Raw genomic sequence first — 17,571 nt, forward strand, 5'->3', positions numbered from 1 at the left:
AGCCTCAAAAAGTGTGGCAACTGTCTTTGCGTGCTGCTTCTGCCTCTCGTCTTCGTAGCGCCTGTTGCTCCATTTTCTACCGCCGCAACACAGAACGCCTTGTGTTCCGAGCCGTTGCGTGTGCGGGCGTCCGGCGACTACTTCCCATTCAGCCACAAAGCACCTGGCGGCAAGCTCATCGGCACAGATGTCGAGCTGGTTCGAGCTGTCTTTGATCTCATCGATTGCCCGATCGAACTGGAAATCATGCCGTTCAAGCGTGCAATCGTGGAATTGTCGCAAGGCAACATCGACATGGTCCCCTTTGCGTCCATCACGGAGCACCGGTCCAAGTTCGCCCACTATTCCGCCCCTTACCGGAACGAACTCGCCCGGCTGATCTTTCGAAAGGGTGAGGCCGAAACCCATCCTATCTCAGAGATCAACGACATCATTGACCATCAGCTGATCGTCGGTCACGAGCGCGCTTCTTATCGCGGAATGCTCTTTGACAATTTCATGAGAAGCGACGCCGGGCAGCATCATGTCTTCCACACAACGACCACCACCGAAGGCATCCGCATGCTGGAAACCGGCCGGATAGATGCCTTGGTCGAAATGCCCAGCGCCGTCATGGGCGTTGCGAACCGGATGGGCCTGGAAGGGGCCTTTGAAGTGCATCCCTTTCCCGTTTGGGAGGAGCCGGTGCATTTCATGTTCAGCCAACAGACTGTGCCGGTCCAACTTGTCGATGCTGTGAGTGCAGCAATTAGGGAGGTCAGACGGACGGAAGACTACAAGGTGGCGTTCGGGCACCTTGCTCTACCCATTCCAAACACCGGCGATCCGTCAGCTCCCCTCATGGATTGAAGCTCTTCCCTTTGCGTTGCCAAACACCACATCAAATACAAATACATGTTAAGCAGGAGCTGACTGGATGAAGATCCACGCCGATTTGTCGAAACGGGCCCAGGTAGATAGCGCGACCCTCGATTGGATCGCCTCCCCAATGGCTGGTGTGGAGCGGCGTATGCTGGAACGCGACGGCGAAGAGGTCGCGCGGGCAACCAGCTTGGTTCGCTATGCTCCAGGATCTTCTTTTTCAGCGCATTCCCATGATCTCGGCGAAGAGTTTCTGGTGCTCGACGGCGTCTTTACCGATGAGACCGGCGACTTTCCGAAAGGCATGTATGTCCGCAACCCGCCAGGCTCACGGCATATTCCATCCAGCGAACCTGGAGCGGTGATCCTCGTCAAGTTGCGACAGATGCAGACAGACGACGACACGTTTGTGCGCGTCGACACGCTGGATCCGGCGGGGTGGCAGGCGGGCCGCACGGGCGAACACATTCTTCCCCTCTTTGTGCGCCCCGAAGAAGAGGTGGTGATGCTTCACTGGGAGAGCGGCGCGGCTTTTGGCGAGCAATCCTTCCCCGGCGGCGCGGAGTATTTTGTCGTTGAAGGTGCCTTTGACGACGAAAACGGCCGCTATGATCAAGGCACCTGGCTGCGTTTGCCGGCAGGCAGCAGTCAGACGATCAAGACAGACAACGGTGCCCGGGTCTGGCGAAAAACCGGGCACCTTTCTGCTGGCTAAGCGGCTGCGTCCAAAGGCAGCCCAAAGCGGCCGTGAAAGGCAATCTCGCTCAAGGGCCGCCGGCCGCTTGGACGTTCTTGCTGCTGAAGCTCTGGCGTCAACTGCTCAGCATCTCCGCGGCGGCCGATGGCAAAGGCGACATGGACCTTCAACCGTTCCGGCAAGCCGAGAACCTCATGGGCCTGGTCTCTGCGCAAGCCTGCCATGGCGTGCGTATGGTAGCCGAGCAGCGTGGCTTGCAGCGCAGCCTGGGCCCATGCACCACCGGCATCAAACGCGTGAAAAATTGCCGGAACCGGTCCGTCTTCACTGACGCCGTCGACCAAGGAATCTGAAATCACAAAGACCAGCGCTGAGGCGCCAACGGCCCAGCTCCCGTTGAAATCGTCCAGCAAGGCGTAAAGCCGTTCAAATTCAGCATCTCCGCGCATTGCGTAAATGAACCGCCAAGGCTGCGTATTGAAAGCTGACGGCGCCCACCTTGCGGCTTCCAGAATGGTTTTCAATTCCGCTTCGGGCATCGGAGCCCCATCGAACGCGCGCGGGGACCAGCGCTTCAAAAAAAGATCATCAACCGGATGGTCTGCAACACGGGTCATTTCAAAACTCCTTAAACCCAGGAACTGTGGCGATGCACATCAGATAGCCGACAATTATCTTTATATCAAGATACTTATTAAAAAGATATTTTAAATCAAGATTCATGGTCGCGAGCTTTGACTGCAGACGTGCCTCTTGGTCAGAAAACAGCCTGTACGACCCGCCGTGCCCGCACTAGGCTGAGGCCAACGGACCTTTCGCCAGAAGAGTGCACATGGCAGGACTTTCAGAGCACAACCGCCGGCGCGGCCTGGTTTTCGCCATGGGCGGTCTCGGCGGGCTCGTGATGCTGGACGAGACGGTTTTGGGTGTTTCTCTGCCTGCGATCCAAACAGACCTCGGATTATCGGCAACAACCGCACACTGGATCCTCAACGCCTACATGCTGGCGTTCACCTGTTTCGCTGCGATCGGCGGCAAGGCCATTGATCTGTTTGGCCTCCGTCCAGCGCTGATTGCCAGCTGCTCGCTCTTCGCCGTCGCCTGTCTGATAGCCGGGTTCGCGGACAATGCGGCGCTCTTGATCATGATGCGTGTGGTGCAAGGATTGTGCGCCGCGATCATGTTTCCGATCACCTTCGCTGCTGCAACTCTGACCTTCGAATCGGACGAGCGTGGCCGCGCGCTCGGTGTTCTCGGTGCGACCGCAACCTTGTTCTTGGCTGCGGGGCCGCTGATTGGCGGTGTCTTGACCGACCTGCTCTCCTGGCGATGGGTGTTTTGGATCAACATTCCGGTTGTTGGGACGGCCGGCGTACTTGCCTGTATGCTCTGGCGCGCGCCGGATGCCAAAAGTGCCCGGCCGGACATCGACCGCATTGGCCTCATTCTTCTGCTCGTCGGCCTGACAGCTTTGATTTTCGGATTGATGGAAGGACCGGATGCAGGCTGGGGAACACGGCTGATCTATCTCAGCCTTGCCGGCGGCATCGTCGGGTTGAGCGCTTTTGTGATCTGGGAAGTCCGCCAGGCGTCCCCGCTTATTGACGTGCGCTTGTTCCAGTCCCCGGCCTTCACGGCAGGCGTTCTTGTTTTCCTGCTGACCCAGATGAGCAAGATTGTCGTCGCTGTGCTCGTGCCGCAATATCTCCAGCTCGATCTATCCTATTCGGCTCTTTGGGCCGGTGCAGCGACCGTAATCGCCGTCTTGCCAATCCCCTTCCTGTCAGCGCCTGCCGGAACGATTGCCGATAAATCTGGATCCCGCCGGCCCGTTCTTGGCGGGCTGATCGTTTTGATTGCAGCCAATTTGTGCATCGGAGCTGCGATGCTCCTGGACAATTACCTTTACCTCGCTCCCTTTCTTCTGATCTGGGGCATCGCCCTTCCCTTTGCCATGATCCCGGCAGGCAGGATCACGGCCAACGCGGTGCCGGCAGAAAAACAAGGGGAAGTGAGCGGCTTGTTGATCACCTTCCGGTTGATCGGTGCAACGCTGGGTGTCACGCTCGGCAGCGTATTCCTGGCGATCGGCGCGGGTTTCCCGGCTGTTTTTTGTACGGTCGGGGTCATTTTGTGGGCTGCACGGCCTTTTGCTGGCTTGCCATCCGCCCGGAACAGCAGGCTGCATCATGACGGCATCCTAACCGGATATTGACACTTTGATCCCACGGTCGGTGATACCGTTCGGGGAGGCAAACTGAAACGATTGCCGCAACGGAGTAGAACATGGCGCAAAACCGCCCCCAGCCCAGACACCAGACGCTCGGCGAGTTGATCGCCGACGGAACGATCCATGTGATTGGAATTGGCCTCGGTGTTGCGGCAACGATTATCCTGACACTCACACTCTGGAACAGTGGTGATCTCGCCCGCCAGGTCAGTGTTCTGGTCTATACCGCCTGCCTGATGGCCATGCTGATTTGCTCGGCGCTCTACAACATGTTTGCAAAAGATCACAAAGCCGGTGTGTTGCGCCGCTTGGATCACGCGGCGATCTTCCTGATGATTGCGGGCACGTACACGCCGCTCGCAGCCATGATCATCGGCGGCTGGACCGGCGGTGTTCTGCTGGCCGTTGTCTGGAGCGGCGCTCTGACCGGAGCAATCGTGAAACTTTTAAACCTGCAAGGCATGGACCGCTTGACGGTGCCAATCTGCCTCGGCCTTGGCTGGGTGGTGGTTTTCGTTGTCAAACCACTCATGGAGAATGCGTCGGCCTTTGGCTTCTGGATGATTGTGGCGGGCGGTTTGCTCTACACGATCGGAACCGTGTTCTATGCTTGGAAGAACCTGCTGTTCCAGAACGCAATCTGGCATGCGTTTGTTCTGGCGGCAGCCGTCTGCCACTTCGCAGCGGTCCTGCATGATGTCGCGCTCGCAGCTCCGATGCCTTGACAGGCACCGGAACAGCTGAACTCAACCTTTTAAGTGGAAATGTCCTCGTCCTTGGTCAGGACAACCACTTTGGTGCGCAGCGGCACCCGGTCAAACAGATCGATCACATCCTGTTGCCACATGCGGATGCAGCCGGACGACACGCTCTTGCCGATGGATGACGGCTTGTTGGTGCCGTGGATCCGGTACAGCGTGTCCACACTGCCTTGCCACAGATCCATGGCGCGCGCGCCAAGCGGATTGCGCAGCCCCGGCGGAAAGCCTTTCTCCCAATAGCGCTCAAGTGACGGCTTGCGGGCAATCATCTCCCGTGGAGGGCGCCAGATCGGGTGCGGCCGCTTGACCCGGATCAAGGCTTCACCCGACCAGGCGAACCCGGCCCGCCCGACACCGATGCCGTAGCGCAGCGCCTTGCCGCCCGGCAGCACCCAGTAGAGGTAGTTGTTGTAAGGGTCTACAATGATCGTGCCGGGCCGCTCGCGGGTCTTATACTCAACGACTTGACGCAAGTACTGCTCATCAAACGCCTTGTAGTTGATGGCGGGCCAGGTGAAATCGCCATCCGGCAATGCCGCGTAGGCGGATGCATAATCGAACTCTTCGTCCGGCAGCGGTGGCTGATCGGGCAAGCCGACGACCTGTTCATAGGTCTGGCATCCAGCGAGTGTTCCCGCCGCCAAAACCAGCCCGCCCGCCATCAGGCTTCTCCGGCTGAGACCTTTGCTCAGCGCAAGGGGTGCCTCGGTGCTTTCAAATGTCCGGCGCGTCATGAAACCTCCAAAATCCGGTCTCTTCATAAGTCGAGCATCGCAAGGAGTGCAAGTCACATTGCCTTCAGGCGCTTACATTTCCAGAATTTGCGGCTAAAGTAGACGCCTCTTGAAAGCAGCCCGCCTGCCTCACCATTTTCCAGCTTCCAATAAAAACAACGGCACCCATCCATATGACTTCGCATATCCCGGCTTTTGACGGACACAATGACACGCTTTTGAAGCTGGAGATTGACGCGATCCGCGGAAAGACTCGCGACTTCTTCGAACGATCCGATCGCGGCCATATCGACTTGCCGCGTGCCAAGGAAGGCGGCTTTGCAGGCGGCCTTTTTGCCATGTTCGTTCCATCTAATCCGGAACAGGACTTTTCCAAGCCCTTTTCGCCCAGCGACAAACGGAACTTCCTCCCTGTTGATCAAAAGCTGGCCCTCAGCTTTACCAAAAGGATGCTGGAACGAGCTGAACGGCTGGAAGCGGATTCGGACGGAGCCGTTGCCATTTGCCGGTCGCCGGATGCGATCGAAAGCGCCATGGAAAAGGACCAGCTGTCCATCAGCCTGCATATTGAAGGTGCAGAGGCCATCGACACCAATTTCTATGAGCTTGAGGCTTTCTACCAGCGCGGCCTTCGCTCCCTCGGTCTTGTTTGGAGCCGGGAAAACGCCTTTGGTTATGGCGTGCCGATGGCGCATCCCCACAGCCCGGATATTGGGCCGGGCCTGACCGGTGCCGGCCGCGATCTGGTGCGCGCCTGTAATCAGATGGGTATTCTGGTGGATGTATCTCATCTGAACGAAAAAGGCTTCTGGGATGTCGCACGCATAACAGACAAGCCAATCATCGCCAGTCATTCAAATGTGCACGCTATCTGCGCCAACAGCCGGAACCTGACCGATAAGCAGCTGGACGCCATCAAGGAAAGTGGCGGCCTCGTCGGCATCAACTTCTTCGTCGGCTTTCTGCGTCCTGACGGCAACTTCAACCAGGACACGCCGCTTGATGTTGTGGCCGATCATGCCGCCTATCTCGTTGACAGGCTGGGCGAAGACGGCGTTGCCTTGGGGTCGGATTTTGACGGCTGCGCCCCGCCGAGGGACCTCAGCGACGTCACAGGACTGCCGCGTCTGGCCGAGGTCCTGGATGCGCGCGGGTTTTCGAAACAAACTCTAGAGAAAGTGTTTTTCCGGAATTGGATCAACGCTTTGAAAACAACAGCGAAATAGACAAATCTAGCCACATTAATTCAACATTCTCGCGAACTTGTGACCACTGATCGCGATTTAGCGATTGTTTTTCGAAGCGGTCCATTCGAGGATGCATACATTGCAAATTTTGCAGATGTTTCTTGAAATGTGCATCGGTTTGCCGAACCGCCGACAATAAGAAAAACACCAAACGGCTGATCCGGGTCCGGAAACCAAAAAATCCAATTAATCAAGAACATCTGCGTGCGAACTGGCACGCCCCATCGGCCGCTGTCTCCAGACCTGCGGCATAACTCGGGAAGAAGCTTCAGGGCCGGACACGACGTCCGGCGCCTGTAACTGCTGTGACAGTTCGCAATTCACGTCGGTAATGGGGGCTGACTTGGTATTCGATGTTGGGGCAACAGATCCGCAGGCTGCGGGCTTTCAAGGCGAGCGCCGCAGACGCAAGGCTGACACTGTCTATGACAATATGAAGCGTCAGATCCTTTTGGGAGAACTGACGCCGGCCAGCCCAATCACGGAACAATCACTCGCGCAGTCCTATAGCTGTTCGCAAAGTACGATCCGCGAAGCGCTTTTAACTCTTCAGGAAGACGGTTTGGTGATCCGGCGCGGGTATCAGGGCACGTTTGTCACCCAAACCACCAATAAAGAAGCGATCATCCTTTTCCGGCTGCGCCTCAACATCGAAACAGCAGCCGTGGACCGGATTACGCCAGACATCACAGAAGATCAGCTGGACACCCTTCGCCAATTGGCAGCCCGCTATGACGATATCCGGGCCAAACGCGACAAGATCGGCATCTCCGAGGCAGATATCGCCTTCCATATGACCATGTTGCGCTTCGCCGATATGCCAGTACTCGAGCCGGTGCTTTTGCGCACGCTGCTTCACTTGCACCGGTTTATTATCACCCGGCACACGAGCAATCTGATCTGGATCGACAAGATCAAAGCCTCCCATCACGAACTGATCGAGGCGATTGCCACCAAAGATCCTGATCATGCTCGAAAAATGGCTATCCAGCACGCGACGACAAACACGATTGAAGTCACCGACGAGGTGCGGACGGAAGTCTTCGCAAAGATCTGAGCGGCACAGGCGCCGCAATGATACCGACAAGCTCCGGCCACCGTTTTGGTGACCGGCTCCATGTTTTGCCAAACGCTACTTAAGCTGTTTCCATCATCTGCTGCTGGGTCAGCATCGCGGCGCCAATGAGCTCTTTGGTGTAGGCGTTTTGTGGTGCCTGGAAGATGTCGTCCACGCTTCCCGCCTCGACCACCTTGCCCCGCTGCATCACCATCACGGTGTCCGACAGTGCCCGCACAACCGCAAGATCGTGGCTGATGAAGAGATAGGTCAGATCATGCGCCTTCTGCAGGCCGCGCAAAAGCTCCACCACCTGTTTTTGAATGGTCCGGTCGAGCGCGGATGTCGGCTCGTCCAGAACGACAAACTGCGGCTTTAGAACCATTGTCCGCGCAATTGCAATGCGCTGACGCTGACCACCGGAAAACTCGTGCGGATAGCGGTTGCGCATCTCAGGATCGAGCGAGACTTCCTCCAGCGCCTGGCAGGCTCTTTGATCCCTGTCCCGAGCGCTTGAGGAAGGCTCATGCACCAAAAGACCTTCGGAGATGATCTGCCCGACAGTCATCCGCGGGCTCAAGGACCCAAATGGATCCTGAAAGATCAGCTGCATGTCCTTGCGCAAAGCCTGCATGGCGGCCCGGTCCTTGCCCGAGACCACCTCCCCTTGAAAGACAACCCGCCCACCGGCCGGCAGCAAGTTTAAAACGGCGCGGCCGAGCGTGGACTTGCCGGATCCGCTCTCACCGACGATGCCCAGCGTCTGGCCCTGGCGCAGGGAGAAGCTGATATTGTCGACAGCCCTCAAGATATGGGCCGGACCAAAAAGCCCTGCCTCCAGAACAAACTCCACATCCACTTTCTGCGCTTCCAGAAGCACCGGTGTGTTGTCGGGTACAGGAGGCTTATGACCCGTCGGTTCCGCGTCGAGCAGCATCCTGGTGTACGGGTGTTCCGGCTGGGTGAAGATGCGAGCTGTCTCGCCGCTTTCCACCACCTCGCCGGTCTTCATCACATAGACCCGGTCGGCGATCCGACGGACAATGCCGAGATCATGAGTGATGAAGATCACGGCCATGCCCAGACGTTTTTGCAGATCAGCCAGAAGATCCAGGATCTGCGCCTGGGTGGTCACATCGAGCGCCGTCGTCGGCTCGTCTGCGATCAGGACATCGGGGTCATTGGCAAGCGCCATGGCGATCATTACACGCTGGCGCTGGCCTCCGGACATCTCGTATGGATACGCCTTGATCTTGCGCTCCGGGTCCGGAATGTTGACGAGCTTCAAAAGCTCCAAGGCTTTCGCCTTCGCCTGTTTCCAGCTGAGGCCGCCGTGTACGACCATCGGCTCGGCGAGCTGGCGCCCGATTGTGTAAAGCGGGTCCAGCGAGGTCATGGGCTCCTGAAAGATCATGGTGATCTTCTTGCCGCGCACCTTGTTCAACTGGTGCGCCGGCAATCCCAGGATGTTGGTATCCTCGTACAGGACTTCGCCTTGCGTCAGGCCATTGGAGGCAAGAAGCCCCATCGCAGCCATCAGTGTCTGGCTTTTTCCGGAGCCGCTCTCGCCGACGATGGCGACGGTTTCTCCGGGCTTCACGTTGATATCAACGCCGCGTACGGCATTGACCGGACCGGTGGCGGTCTTAAAGTCGACTTTCAGGTCCTTGATCGCCAGGACCGGGTGTTTTGGGTCTTGCATGGGTCTCCCTCCTATCGGTCCTTGGGATCCAGCGCATCGCGCAAGCCGTCGCCGATAAAGTTCAGCGCGAACAGCGTCGATGTCAGGAAGATGGATGGGAAGATCAGCATCCAGGCTGACCCTTGCAGATTTCGGGCGCCTTCGGAAATCAGAACGCCCCAACTCGTCATCGGTTCCTGGATGCCAAGACCGAGGAACGACAGGAAACTTTCAAGAAGAATCACCTTCGGCACGAGCAGGGTCATGTAGACAACCACCGGGCCGAGCGTGTTCGGGATAATGTGCCGGCGAACGATGCCGCCGTCCCCAACGCCCATCGCCTCGGCTGCCTGCACGAATTCCTGCCGCTTTATGGTCAACGTCTGACCGCGCACGATCCTGGCCATGTCCAGCCATTCGACTGCTCCAACTGCGATAAACATCAAAATGAAATTCCGGCCGAAGAACACCACCAGCATGATCACGAAGAAGATGAAGGGGAGCGAATAGAGGATGTCGACCACCCGCATCATCAGCTGATCGGCCCGTCCGCCGAGATATCCGGACGTCGCCCCGTAAAGAACACCGATGGTGATGGCTACGACCGTCGCGAGAAGACCGATCGTCAGAGAAACACGGCCGGCAATGAACGTCCGGGTCATCAGATCCCGGCCATTGGCATCGGTGCCAAAGTAGAAATGCAGATAGTTGATGTCGGCAGTCAGCGTCGCGCGCTTGTCTTCATCCGCAAGGTCGCTCAAGGCCGCGTTTTTGAACAGGTCGCTTCGGTCGATGTACCGGGTTGATCGGGGATCAATGGCCCGGCGGGAGGTCACTTCCGCAACCACCTGATCACCAACCCGCTCATAGCTTTCAAGGTTCAAGCGCGCCCGTTTCACAAGGGCTTCAAATGCCGGTTCAACCTGATCCGGTTTCGGGTAAGCAACAAGGCTTGAGGGTACCTTCACATAGTCCCTGTAAACGGTGTCATAGTCATGCGGCGACAGGATCGGGCCAAGGGCCGACAACAGCGCGATGGTGGCCAGAACAATCATGCTGGCAACAGCCGCCTTGTTCGCCAAAAGCCGGTCCCGGGCATCATCCCAGAGCGAGCGCCCGCGTTGCGGAACGCCGATGGTATCGGGTGTCGTGACAGACATGTGTGTTTTTCTCAGTCGTAGCGCACGCGCGGATCAAGAAGCGCATAAAGCAGATCCACGACCAGGTTGAAGATGATGACGAAACACGCCACGACGACCACGGTACCCATAACCAGCGTGTAGTCGCGGTTCAGCGCGCCTTGCACGAAATAGCGGCCAATGCCGGGAATACCGAAGATGGTCTCCACCACCACGGATCCGGTCAACAGGGCAGCCGCGGCCGGCCCCATATAAGACACCACCGGCAGGATCGCGCCGCGCAAGGTGTGAACCACGATCACGAGGTAGTTCGTTAAACCATAGGCCCTGGCAGTCCGAACGTGGTTGGAGCGCAAGGCCTCGATCATGGATCCGCGGGTCAATCGGGCAATCACCGCAATCTGCGGTAATGCCAGGGTCACCACGGGCAGGATCTTGTTGACGAATGCCCCATCGCCCCAGCCGCCCACAGGCAGCCAACCGAGCCAGACACCGAGCAAGAGCGTGAGCACGGGAGCCACGACAAAGTTCGGTATGGTCACACCAAGGGTCGCAGCGGCCATGACAGAGTAATCTGCCGGACCATTTTGCCGGAGCGCCGCCACAACCCCCATTAGACCACCGACAACCAGCGCCAGGGCAAGAGCGCTCAAACCGAGCTGAATCGAGATCGGCAAGCTGGCGGCAAAGAGCTCATTGATGGTGAAGTCGCGAAAGTAAAAGCTCGGGCCAAAATCGAGCTGCGAAATGGATTTCAGATAGAGCAGGTACTGTGTCCAGAGCGGCTCATCCAAGTGATAAATCTTGTTCAGATTTTCCATCACCTTGGCCTCAAGCGGGCGTTCGAGGTCGAACGGCCCGCCCGGCGCGATCCGGATCAAAAAGAAGGAGATTGTTACAATCAGAAAAATCGTCGGGATTGCGCCCAGCAATCGACCGAACACGTAGCGGGTCATCAGCTTGCCCTTCTCGTTCCACGATGATCTTAGGGTCAGGACCCATTAATTGGATTGAATTGGCGCCGCAAACGGCGATGAGCTGCAACGAAAAGCACGATAAGCGGGCTTTCTGCCCGGTTGAGCGGTTTGACGTAGCGGATCGAAGCCGTTTTTGCGTTCCCGAAGAATAGAGCGAATTTGCCCGCCAACGTTGTTGCAAACCTTTGAAAACCGGACGGTTTCCTGCAGCATTGCACCTCGTATCCGAACAAATTCATCCCTACCAATTCATCCAAATTAATGGGTCCTGACCCTAAACCATTCAGGCCGCCATCTTGCAAAACCGGCAGCAGCGGAAGATCCGCCGCCGCCAATTTCGAACGTTACCGTTATTGGGCGATGCTCATCCAGCGTGTCGGATGGATATTTTGAAGATTGTCTTCAAATCCAGTGACCGTGTCGGAGACGAGGTTCATGGAACCGTAGTACATCAACGGGATGAACGGCAGGTCGCGCATGAACAGGGCTTCGGCCTGCTGCAGGAGTTGGGCACGCTTTTCCAGATCAACGGTCTTTGCAGCCTCATCCATCAGCGCGTCGTATTCCGGATTGTTGTACCGCGCGTAGTTGAAACCCGTGTTGTCGCTTTCCACCATAAACAGGAAGTTCTGCGGATCGGAGTAATCGCCGATCCAGCCTGCGCGCGCGACATCGAAGTCACCCCGGTCCCGCAAATGCGCATAGTGGGTTGCGACATCCGTGTTGAGCATGGACACTTCAACACCCAGCGGCTTCCACATGTCGGCAATCGCAACGGCCGTGTTCTTGTGGTTTTCGGAAGTGTTGTAACGGATCTCCAGCTGCAGCGGATCGTCCAGAGAAAAGCCTGCGCTTGCGAGCAACTCGATCGCCTTATCTTCACGGTCAATCAAGGACATGTCCTTGTAGTCCGCATAAGCCGGTTCACCGTAGTTGCCGATGCCAGGCGGAACGAAGGAATAAGCCGGAACCATAACGCTGCCCCAGATTTCCTCGGCAAGGAACTCCCGGTCGATCGCCATGGAGAGCGCCCGGCGCACGTCCGGGTTGGACAGCGCTTCGTCCTCATGGTTGAGAGCGTAATAGTAGTTGCCAAGATACGGCGCGACGCGGAACTGCGGCCCGAGTTCCTCCTTCATGAAGGCGACCTGCTCAGTCGGCGCATCATTGTTTGTGTGCAGCTCGCCGGCCTGGAACCGGCGCAGGGCAGCGCCCCGGTCTTCGGTCGGATAGAAGATCACCGTATCAATCTGAACATTGTCCGCATCGTGAAACTGCGGGTTCTTGTTGGCCTTCAGCTGGGCGTTCGGTGTGAACTCGACCAGCGTGAACGGCCCGTTCGAAACGATGTTTTCCGGCTTCACGAAATCCGTGCCATGAGCCTCAACGGTGGCCGGGTGCACAGGCAGTCCTGTCTGGTGACCTAACAAGTCAATGAAATACGGGGTGGGCGCTTCCAAGGCGATTTCGAGCGTGCGGTCATCAATGGCTTTGACGGCCAGTTCCTCCACCGCCAAATCACCGGTGTTGACGGCTTCGGCGTTCTTTATCGGGTACAGGATGTTTGCATATTTTGCGCCTGTTTCCGGATTCATGATCCGGCGCAGCGAATAAACGAAATCGCCAGCAACCACCGGGTCGCCATTCGACCACTTGGCATCTTCGCGGAGCGTGAAAGTATAAACAGTGCCGTCGTTCGAGACCGTCCAGCTTTCGGCAACACCCGGGATAATTTCCCCTTTTGCGTTGTAAGCGACGAGACCTTCGTAAAGATCGCGCAGAATGTGCGCCTCATAGACGGTGGACGTCTTGTGCTGGTCCAGCGTTTCCGGATCACCTGTGTTCCCACGGTGATAAACCACTTCGGCCATGGCCGTGAGCGATGTTGCCGCCATCAGCGCGGCGGCGAGCGCGGTGACGCGCAAGGACTTGATCATATCGTTCTCCCCTCAGGATTTTTGTCAATTTAAGAAACGATGGCGATATACATTCCACGCCCATAACGTGCATTCAAGCATCGCCTGAATATGTTTCCACCAAGAATCCAAAAAGGCGATATTTTTCCTATAAATCACCGTGGAAGGGAAATATTTTCCGATAATATCAAGCCAAGCTAAAGAAGCTGCGCTCGGCAAAAGCAGCCAAATAACTATCTATAGTTGCATCAGGGGTGTTGCGGCGTTGCCTGGAGCACCGATGCTACACCTTCTTGGCGTCACAAACAAAACCGGCCAGCCCAAACAGAACGCCCGAACATGTGCGCACACTGTTCGACACGTCCGGTCCGGAGCCGGCCGGCTTGGTCAGCAAGTCTTCTGAGTATCAGTAACCGAGATACGAGGAGCCCAGGCTGTCACGGTACTTATCGACCCATTTTGTGTTGATCGCCTTCACGGTGCCGTCGGCTTCAAGCTCTTTGAAACAACGGTCAAAGTCGGCCGCAATCTTCGCATCCCGGAACGCCATGGTGTACGGGCTGGAGTCAAACACGGCCTTGAAGGAAACAGACTGATTGGGGTCGAACCGCAGATCGCTTTGGCCGCGAAGCTGCTGATTGTACTCCGCAAATAGCATGCCGTCGCCGATGATCGCATCGACACGCCCGCCGAACAACGACCGGCTCTGGGTAATCTGGTCGGTAACTTCCCTGTAGTCCGCAAACGAACCGGTGTGGTCGGCAAGGCCCGGAATGATGCTTTCAGCACCTTTGAAGCCGATGACCTTCTTGCCAGAAAGATCCGGCAAACCGTCGTAGCTGGCACCACTGTCAGTCAGAAACGAGACGCCGTTCTGATAGTGGATATAGACACCGGTCGCAGTGCCATCGATCGGCATGCCCATCGGAACGGTCGCGACGGCATCGCCCTGCCCGTTCTTGAAGCTTTCCCAGTGGCGTGTGAAGGGCTGAATGTTGAATTTGACCGTGTGACCGCATTTCTCAAGGGCCGCGGTGATCAGCTCGGCCTCGCGGCCGCCGCCGCCGTCAAGAAACATGGGTGGCAAGTTGCCCGCCATTACGGTGATCTCGTCCGCCCATGACGTAGCCGGTTGCAGAACCATTGTCAGGAGGACAGAAAAGAGGGCTGTTTTTTTCATCGAATTTCCCAGTATCTGGAGGCCAATTAGAACACCATCCAAATCGATAGCTATGAAAAACAGCTTAATCCGGCTTGCTGTATTTATCGCACTGTGATTACTACTAAGTAATTCAAACTTAATTCGAAATTTCGAAAACTCTAACTACTGATTGACGCAGGGAATGCCTCTTGGGCACGAAGACCTTGCCCTCCAAAAAGACTCTGCAATTCGCGGCAAGGAAGACCGACGCGCGGTCAGCGCGCCGGTGCGATCAGTTTGGACCCACACACGAACAAACGAGGCTCACCGGCAGAACCGGTATTTCCCGCTGTAAGCCAGATACGTGCCCGTATTTGGGTTAAAGGACTTAAATTTGCGGGCACAATACGCGTAGTACTCCGGCGTGAACGGCGCGAGTCCGGTCTTGGTATACGGGACCCGCTGCGGGGCGCCCGGGTGGACAACGACCGGCGGCGCAATGTAGAGGGGCGGATTGATCCGAACTCGTGACCGGTAGCGATAAGGGCGCTTGTAGTACGGACGATAGTAAGGCCGGTGCGGTCTATAGTAACCGCCGCCATAATACCCTCGGCCGCCATAGTAGCCACGACCGCCGTAATAGGCACCGCCACGATATCCACCGGTTCCGAAGGAAAAGCCAATGCCGCCGCTGCCGATGTAGATGGAATCAGCTTTCGCGGCTCCCGATCCGCTTACCAGCGCCGTCCCTGCAATCACTGCAAGGCCGAACACTCCAGCCGCTGCAAGTCTCATCGCTGCGCGCGTCTGCAGACGCATACGGTCAGTTATTTCTTTCAAGCTGCGACCAGTCACCGTTGACGCCTCCACGTTTGCCCGGTTGCTCTGCCCCTGCCTTCAGCAATCACTATACATGCTTTCTTGGCCAAAATCGTCCGCCTGATGATCAATTCTTTCAAAGCCGTTTCCAGCCGAGCTTGCAAGCCGCTCCCCGCGCCCGTAAAACCCGGCGCCAGACCCTCAATTCCCAGACCGGACACACATGGCCCCTCCTCCGCTTTTGACCCTTCGCGATGTTCACCTGACCTTCGGTGGCACCCCGCTTTTGACCGGCGCCGAACTTTCCGTAGCGGAAGGGGAACGGCTGTGCCTTGTCGGGCGCAACGGCTCGGGCAAATCGACACTGTTGAAGATCGCCGCCGGCATGGTGGAAATGGACACCGGCGAACGGTTTTTTCAGCCGGGCCGCACAATCCGCTACCTGCCGCAGGAACCGGACCTGTCCGCGTATACCTCCACACTGGACTACGTCAATGAAGGGCTGACAGACGGCGACGATCCGTATCGCGGGGCCTATCTACTGGAAGTTCTGGGCCTCACCGGTCAGGAAGATCCAAATTCGCTATCGGGCGGGGAAGCCCGCAGAGCGGCCCTTGCCCGCACGCTGGCACCCGAACCGGATATTATCCTTCTCGATGAGCCGACCAACCACCTCGATCTCCCGGCCATCGAGTGGCTGGAAGAAGAGCTGCGGAGCCTGAAATCCGCCATCGTTCTGATCTCCCACGACCGCCGCTTCCTGGAAAACCTGTCGCGTGCAACGGTCTGGATCGACCGGGGCATCTCGCGCCGCCTCGACAAGGGCTTTGCGCATTTTGAAGCCTGGCGCGATGAGGTCTTTGAGCAAGAAGAGGTCGATCAGCAAAAGCTGGCGCAGAAGATCAAGCGCGAAGAACACTGGATGACCTATGGGGTCACCGCGCGGCGCAAGCGGAACATGCGCCGGGTGCGCGAGCTGGCCGATCTGCGCAAGCAAAAGCGCGAACACCGCGGCCCGCAGGGCACCGCCAAACTTTCTGCAGCTGAAGGCGAAACCTCCGGCAAGCTGGTGATCGAGGCCAAGGGGATTTCGAAAACCTATGGCGACAGGTCGATCGTCCAGGACTTCTCGTCCCGCATCCAGCGCGGCGACCGCATCGGCCTCGTTGGCCCGAATGGAGCGGGCAAAACAACGCTCTTGAAGATGCTGACAGGCGAGCTGACTCCAGACACCGGCTCGGTGCGCCTTGGCACCAATCTGGAGATGGTGACGCTGGACCAAAAGCGGGAAAACCTCAACCCACAGGACAACCTATCCTCCGTCCTGACCGGCGGGCGCGGCGACACCGTCGTCATTGGCGACGAAACCAAACATGTCATGTCCTACATGAAGGACTTCCTGTTTTCGCCCGAACAGGCCCGGACGCCCGTCGGCGTGCTGTCAGGCGGCGAGCGGGCGCGCGCCCTGCTTGCGCGGGCGCTGGCATCGACATCCAACATGATGGTGCTCGACGAGCCGACCAACGATCTTGATCTGGAAACGCTCGATCTTCTGCAGGAGTTGCTTGCCGATTACAAGGGCACGGCACTGATCGTCAGCCACGACCGTGATTTCCTCGACCGGGTGGCGACATCCGTCATTGTCTCAGAGGGCAACGGTGTGTGGCGGGAGTATGCGGGCGGCTACACCGACATGCTCGCCCAGCGCGGCGAAGGCGTCAGCGCACGCAAGGCGGAAAAGTCAGCACCGTCCAGGAAGGAAAAGGCGCAAGGGTCAACGCCTTCAGAGGAAAAACCGAAGAAGAAATCGAAACTCAGCTTCACCCAGCAGCACCTGCTTAAATCTTTGCCTGAAGACATCGAGAAAATTGAAGCGCAGCTTGAAAAACTTCAAAGCGACATGAACGACCCGGAGCTCTACGCGAAGAACCCGGACAAGTTTGCCAAGTTGTCCGCACAAATCACTGATCTTTCAACCAAAAAAGACGCCATGGAAGAACAGTGGCTGGAGCTGGAAATGCTCAACGAGGGCTGAGCAGTGGTGTGTGGCGCGGAGAACAGCCGGCGCCGTCCCGGCCCTGTGCCGGGATCTACTCTCCCACCAGCGCGCTGAAGCTTTCACGCGATACGTACCAGCCCCTGCGAACGGGTAGATCCCGGATCTCCGCTTGCGCTGCGTCCGGGAAAGCGCCCGTCTTCCCAACGTCATTCCCGCCGCCGAGCGGAGATCCACTCAGCCTCCTGTCAACTCGATCAGACCTGTTTTGGGTACGGTCATAGGATGGATTGGTCGAGATCGGAGCGTCGCGAG

At 57.5% G+C, this 17,571-nt stretch carries 16 protein-coding genes; 7 read left to right on the plus strand and 9 right to left on the minus strand.

Features of this window, described 5'->3' with window-relative positions; translation table 11 throughout:
• The first annotated feature begins 30 nt into the window (after nucleotides 1–30).
• Together SADFL11_RS10695 and SADFL11_RS10700 are read left to right on the plus strand one after the other, a co-directional pair.
• Nucleotides 31–849 (plus strand): substrate-binding periplasmic protein, encoded by an 819-nt coding sequence (locus SADFL11_RS10695; RefSeq protein WP_040451701.1) that lies wholly within the window; start codon nucleotides 31–33, stop codon nucleotides 847–849.
• Nucleotides 850–916: 67 nt separating this feature from the next.
• Entirely contained in the window at nucleotides 917–1,576 is a 660-nt protein-coding gene (locus SADFL11_RS10700; protein ID WP_008196262.1) for a cupin domain-containing protein, read from the plus strand.
• Here the strand turns inward: SADFL11_RS10700 and SADFL11_RS10705 are convergent.
• Nucleotides 1,573–2,175 (minus strand): nitroreductase family protein, encoded by a 603-nt coding sequence (locus SADFL11_RS10705; RefSeq protein ID WP_008191995.1) that lies wholly within the window; start codon nucleotides 2,173–2,175, stop codon nucleotides 1,573–1,575. The genes SADFL11_RS10700 and SADFL11_RS10705 overlap by 4 nt on opposite strands.
• A 215-nt stretch (nucleotides 2,176–2,390) precedes the next feature.
• Between SADFL11_RS10705 and SADFL11_RS10710 the strand changes: the two genes are divergently transcribed.
• Together SADFL11_RS10710 and trhA are read left to right on the plus strand one after the other, a co-directional pair.
• Nucleotides 2,391–3,773, plus strand: a complete 1,383-nt coding sequence (locus SADFL11_RS10710; protein ID WP_040451700.1) for a DHA2 family efflux MFS transporter permease subunit — start codon at nucleotides 2,391–2,393, stop codon at nucleotides 3,771–3,773.
• Between the two features lie 71 nt (nucleotides 3,774–3,844).
• Entirely contained in the window at nucleotides 3,845–4,513 is a 669-nt protein-coding gene (gene trhA / locus SADFL11_RS10715; protein ID WP_008196927.1) for a PAQR family membrane homeostasis protein TrhA, read from the plus strand.
• A 29-nt stretch (nucleotides 4,514–4,542) separates the two neighbouring features.
• Here trhA and SADFL11_RS10720 read toward each other — a convergent pair whose 3' ends face one another.
• A complete protein-coding gene (locus SADFL11_RS10720) occupies nucleotides 4,543–5,283 on the minus strand; it encodes a L,D-transpeptidase (protein ID WP_008190659.1) in 741 nt (246 codons plus the stop codon).
• Nucleotides 5,284–5,456: 173 nt separating this feature from the next.
• On the opposite strand from SADFL11_RS10720, the gene SADFL11_RS10725 reads away from it, so the two are divergent.
• Together SADFL11_RS10725 and SADFL11_RS10730 are read left to right on the plus strand one after the other, a co-directional pair.
• Nucleotides 5,457–6,509, plus strand: coding sequence for a dipeptidase (locus SADFL11_RS10725; RefSeq protein WP_008195998.1), 1,053 nt, complete (start codon nucleotides 5,457–5,459; stop codon nucleotides 6,507–6,509).
• Nucleotides 6,510–6,873: 364 nt separating this feature from the next.
• Nucleotides 6,874–7,587, plus strand: coding sequence for a GntR family transcriptional regulator (locus SADFL11_RS10730; RefSeq protein ID WP_208981393.1), 714 nt, complete (start codon nucleotides 6,874–6,876; stop codon nucleotides 7,585–7,587).
• A 79-nt stretch (nucleotides 7,588–7,666) separates the two neighbouring features.
• Here SADFL11_RS10730 and SADFL11_RS10735 read toward each other — a convergent pair whose 3' ends face one another.
• The 7 genes from SADFL11_RS10735 to SADFL11_RS10765 all read right to left on the minus strand — a co-directional run bounded on the left by SADFL11_RS10735 (nucleotide 7,667) and on the right by SADFL11_RS10765 (nucleotide 15,296).
• Nucleotides 7,667–9,289, minus strand: a complete 1,623-nt coding sequence (locus SADFL11_RS10735) for an ABC transporter ATP-binding protein (RefSeq protein WP_008190670.1) — start codon at nucleotides 9,287–9,289, stop codon at nucleotides 7,667–7,669.
• Between the two features lie 11 nt (nucleotides 9,290–9,300).
• Nucleotides 9,301–10,428 carry an ABC transporter permease subunit gene (locus SADFL11_RS10740; protein ID WP_008196155.1) on the minus strand — a complete coding sequence of 376 codons (1,128 nt, stop codon included), beginning with the start codon at nucleotides 10,426–10,428 and terminating at the stop codon, nucleotides 9,301–9,303.
• 11 nt (nucleotides 10,429–10,439) lie between these two features.
• A complete protein-coding gene (oppB, locus tag SADFL11_RS10745; protein WP_040451699.1) occupies nucleotides 10,440–11,363 on the minus strand; it encodes an oligopeptide ABC transporter permease OppB in 924 nt (307 codons plus the stop codon).
• A gap of 35 nt (nucleotides 11,364–11,398) precedes the next feature.
• Nucleotides 11,399–11,719 carry a hypothetical protein gene (locus SADFL11_RS10750; RefSeq protein WP_008195449.1) on the minus strand — a complete coding sequence of 107 codons (321 nt, stop codon included), beginning with the start codon at nucleotides 11,717–11,719 and terminating at the stop codon, nucleotides 11,399–11,401.
• Nucleotides 11,720–11,734: 15 nt separating this feature from the next.
• Nucleotides 11,735–13,321, minus strand: coding sequence for a peptide ABC transporter substrate-binding protein (locus SADFL11_RS10755; protein ID WP_008193646.1), 1,587 nt, complete (start codon nucleotides 13,319–13,321; stop codon nucleotides 11,735–11,737).
• Between the two features lie 385 nt (nucleotides 13,322–13,706).
• Complete coding sequence (locus SADFL11_RS10760; RefSeq protein ID WP_040451697.1) at nucleotides 13,707–14,480, minus strand: substrate-binding periplasmic protein; 774 nt, start codon at nucleotides 14,478–14,480, stop codon at nucleotides 13,707–13,709.
• Between the two features lie 285 nt (nucleotides 14,481–14,765).
• The gene (locus SADFL11_RS10765) at nucleotides 14,766–15,296 is read right to left on the minus strand and encodes a BA14K family protein (RefSeq protein WP_209002788.1); all 531 of its coding nucleotides are present in this window, start codon (nucleotides 15,294–15,296) and stop codon (nucleotides 14,766–14,768) included.
• Nucleotides 15,297–15,483: 187 nt separating this feature from the next.
• Here SADFL11_RS10765 and SADFL11_RS10770 point away from each other — a divergent pair, with 187 nt between their 5' ends.
• Nucleotides 15,484–17,295, plus strand: coding sequence for an ABC-F family ATP-binding cassette domain-containing protein (locus tag SADFL11_RS10770; RefSeq protein ID WP_008189798.1), 1,812 nt, complete (start codon nucleotides 15,484–15,486; stop codon nucleotides 17,293–17,295).
• The last annotated feature ends 276 nt before the right edge of the window (nucleotides 17,296–17,571 follow it).

The organism is Roseibium alexandrii DFL-11, assembly GCF_000158095.2.
GTDB classification, from domain to species: Bacteria; Pseudomonadota; Alphaproteobacteria; order Rhizobiales; family Stappiaceae; genus Roseibium; species Roseibium alexandrii.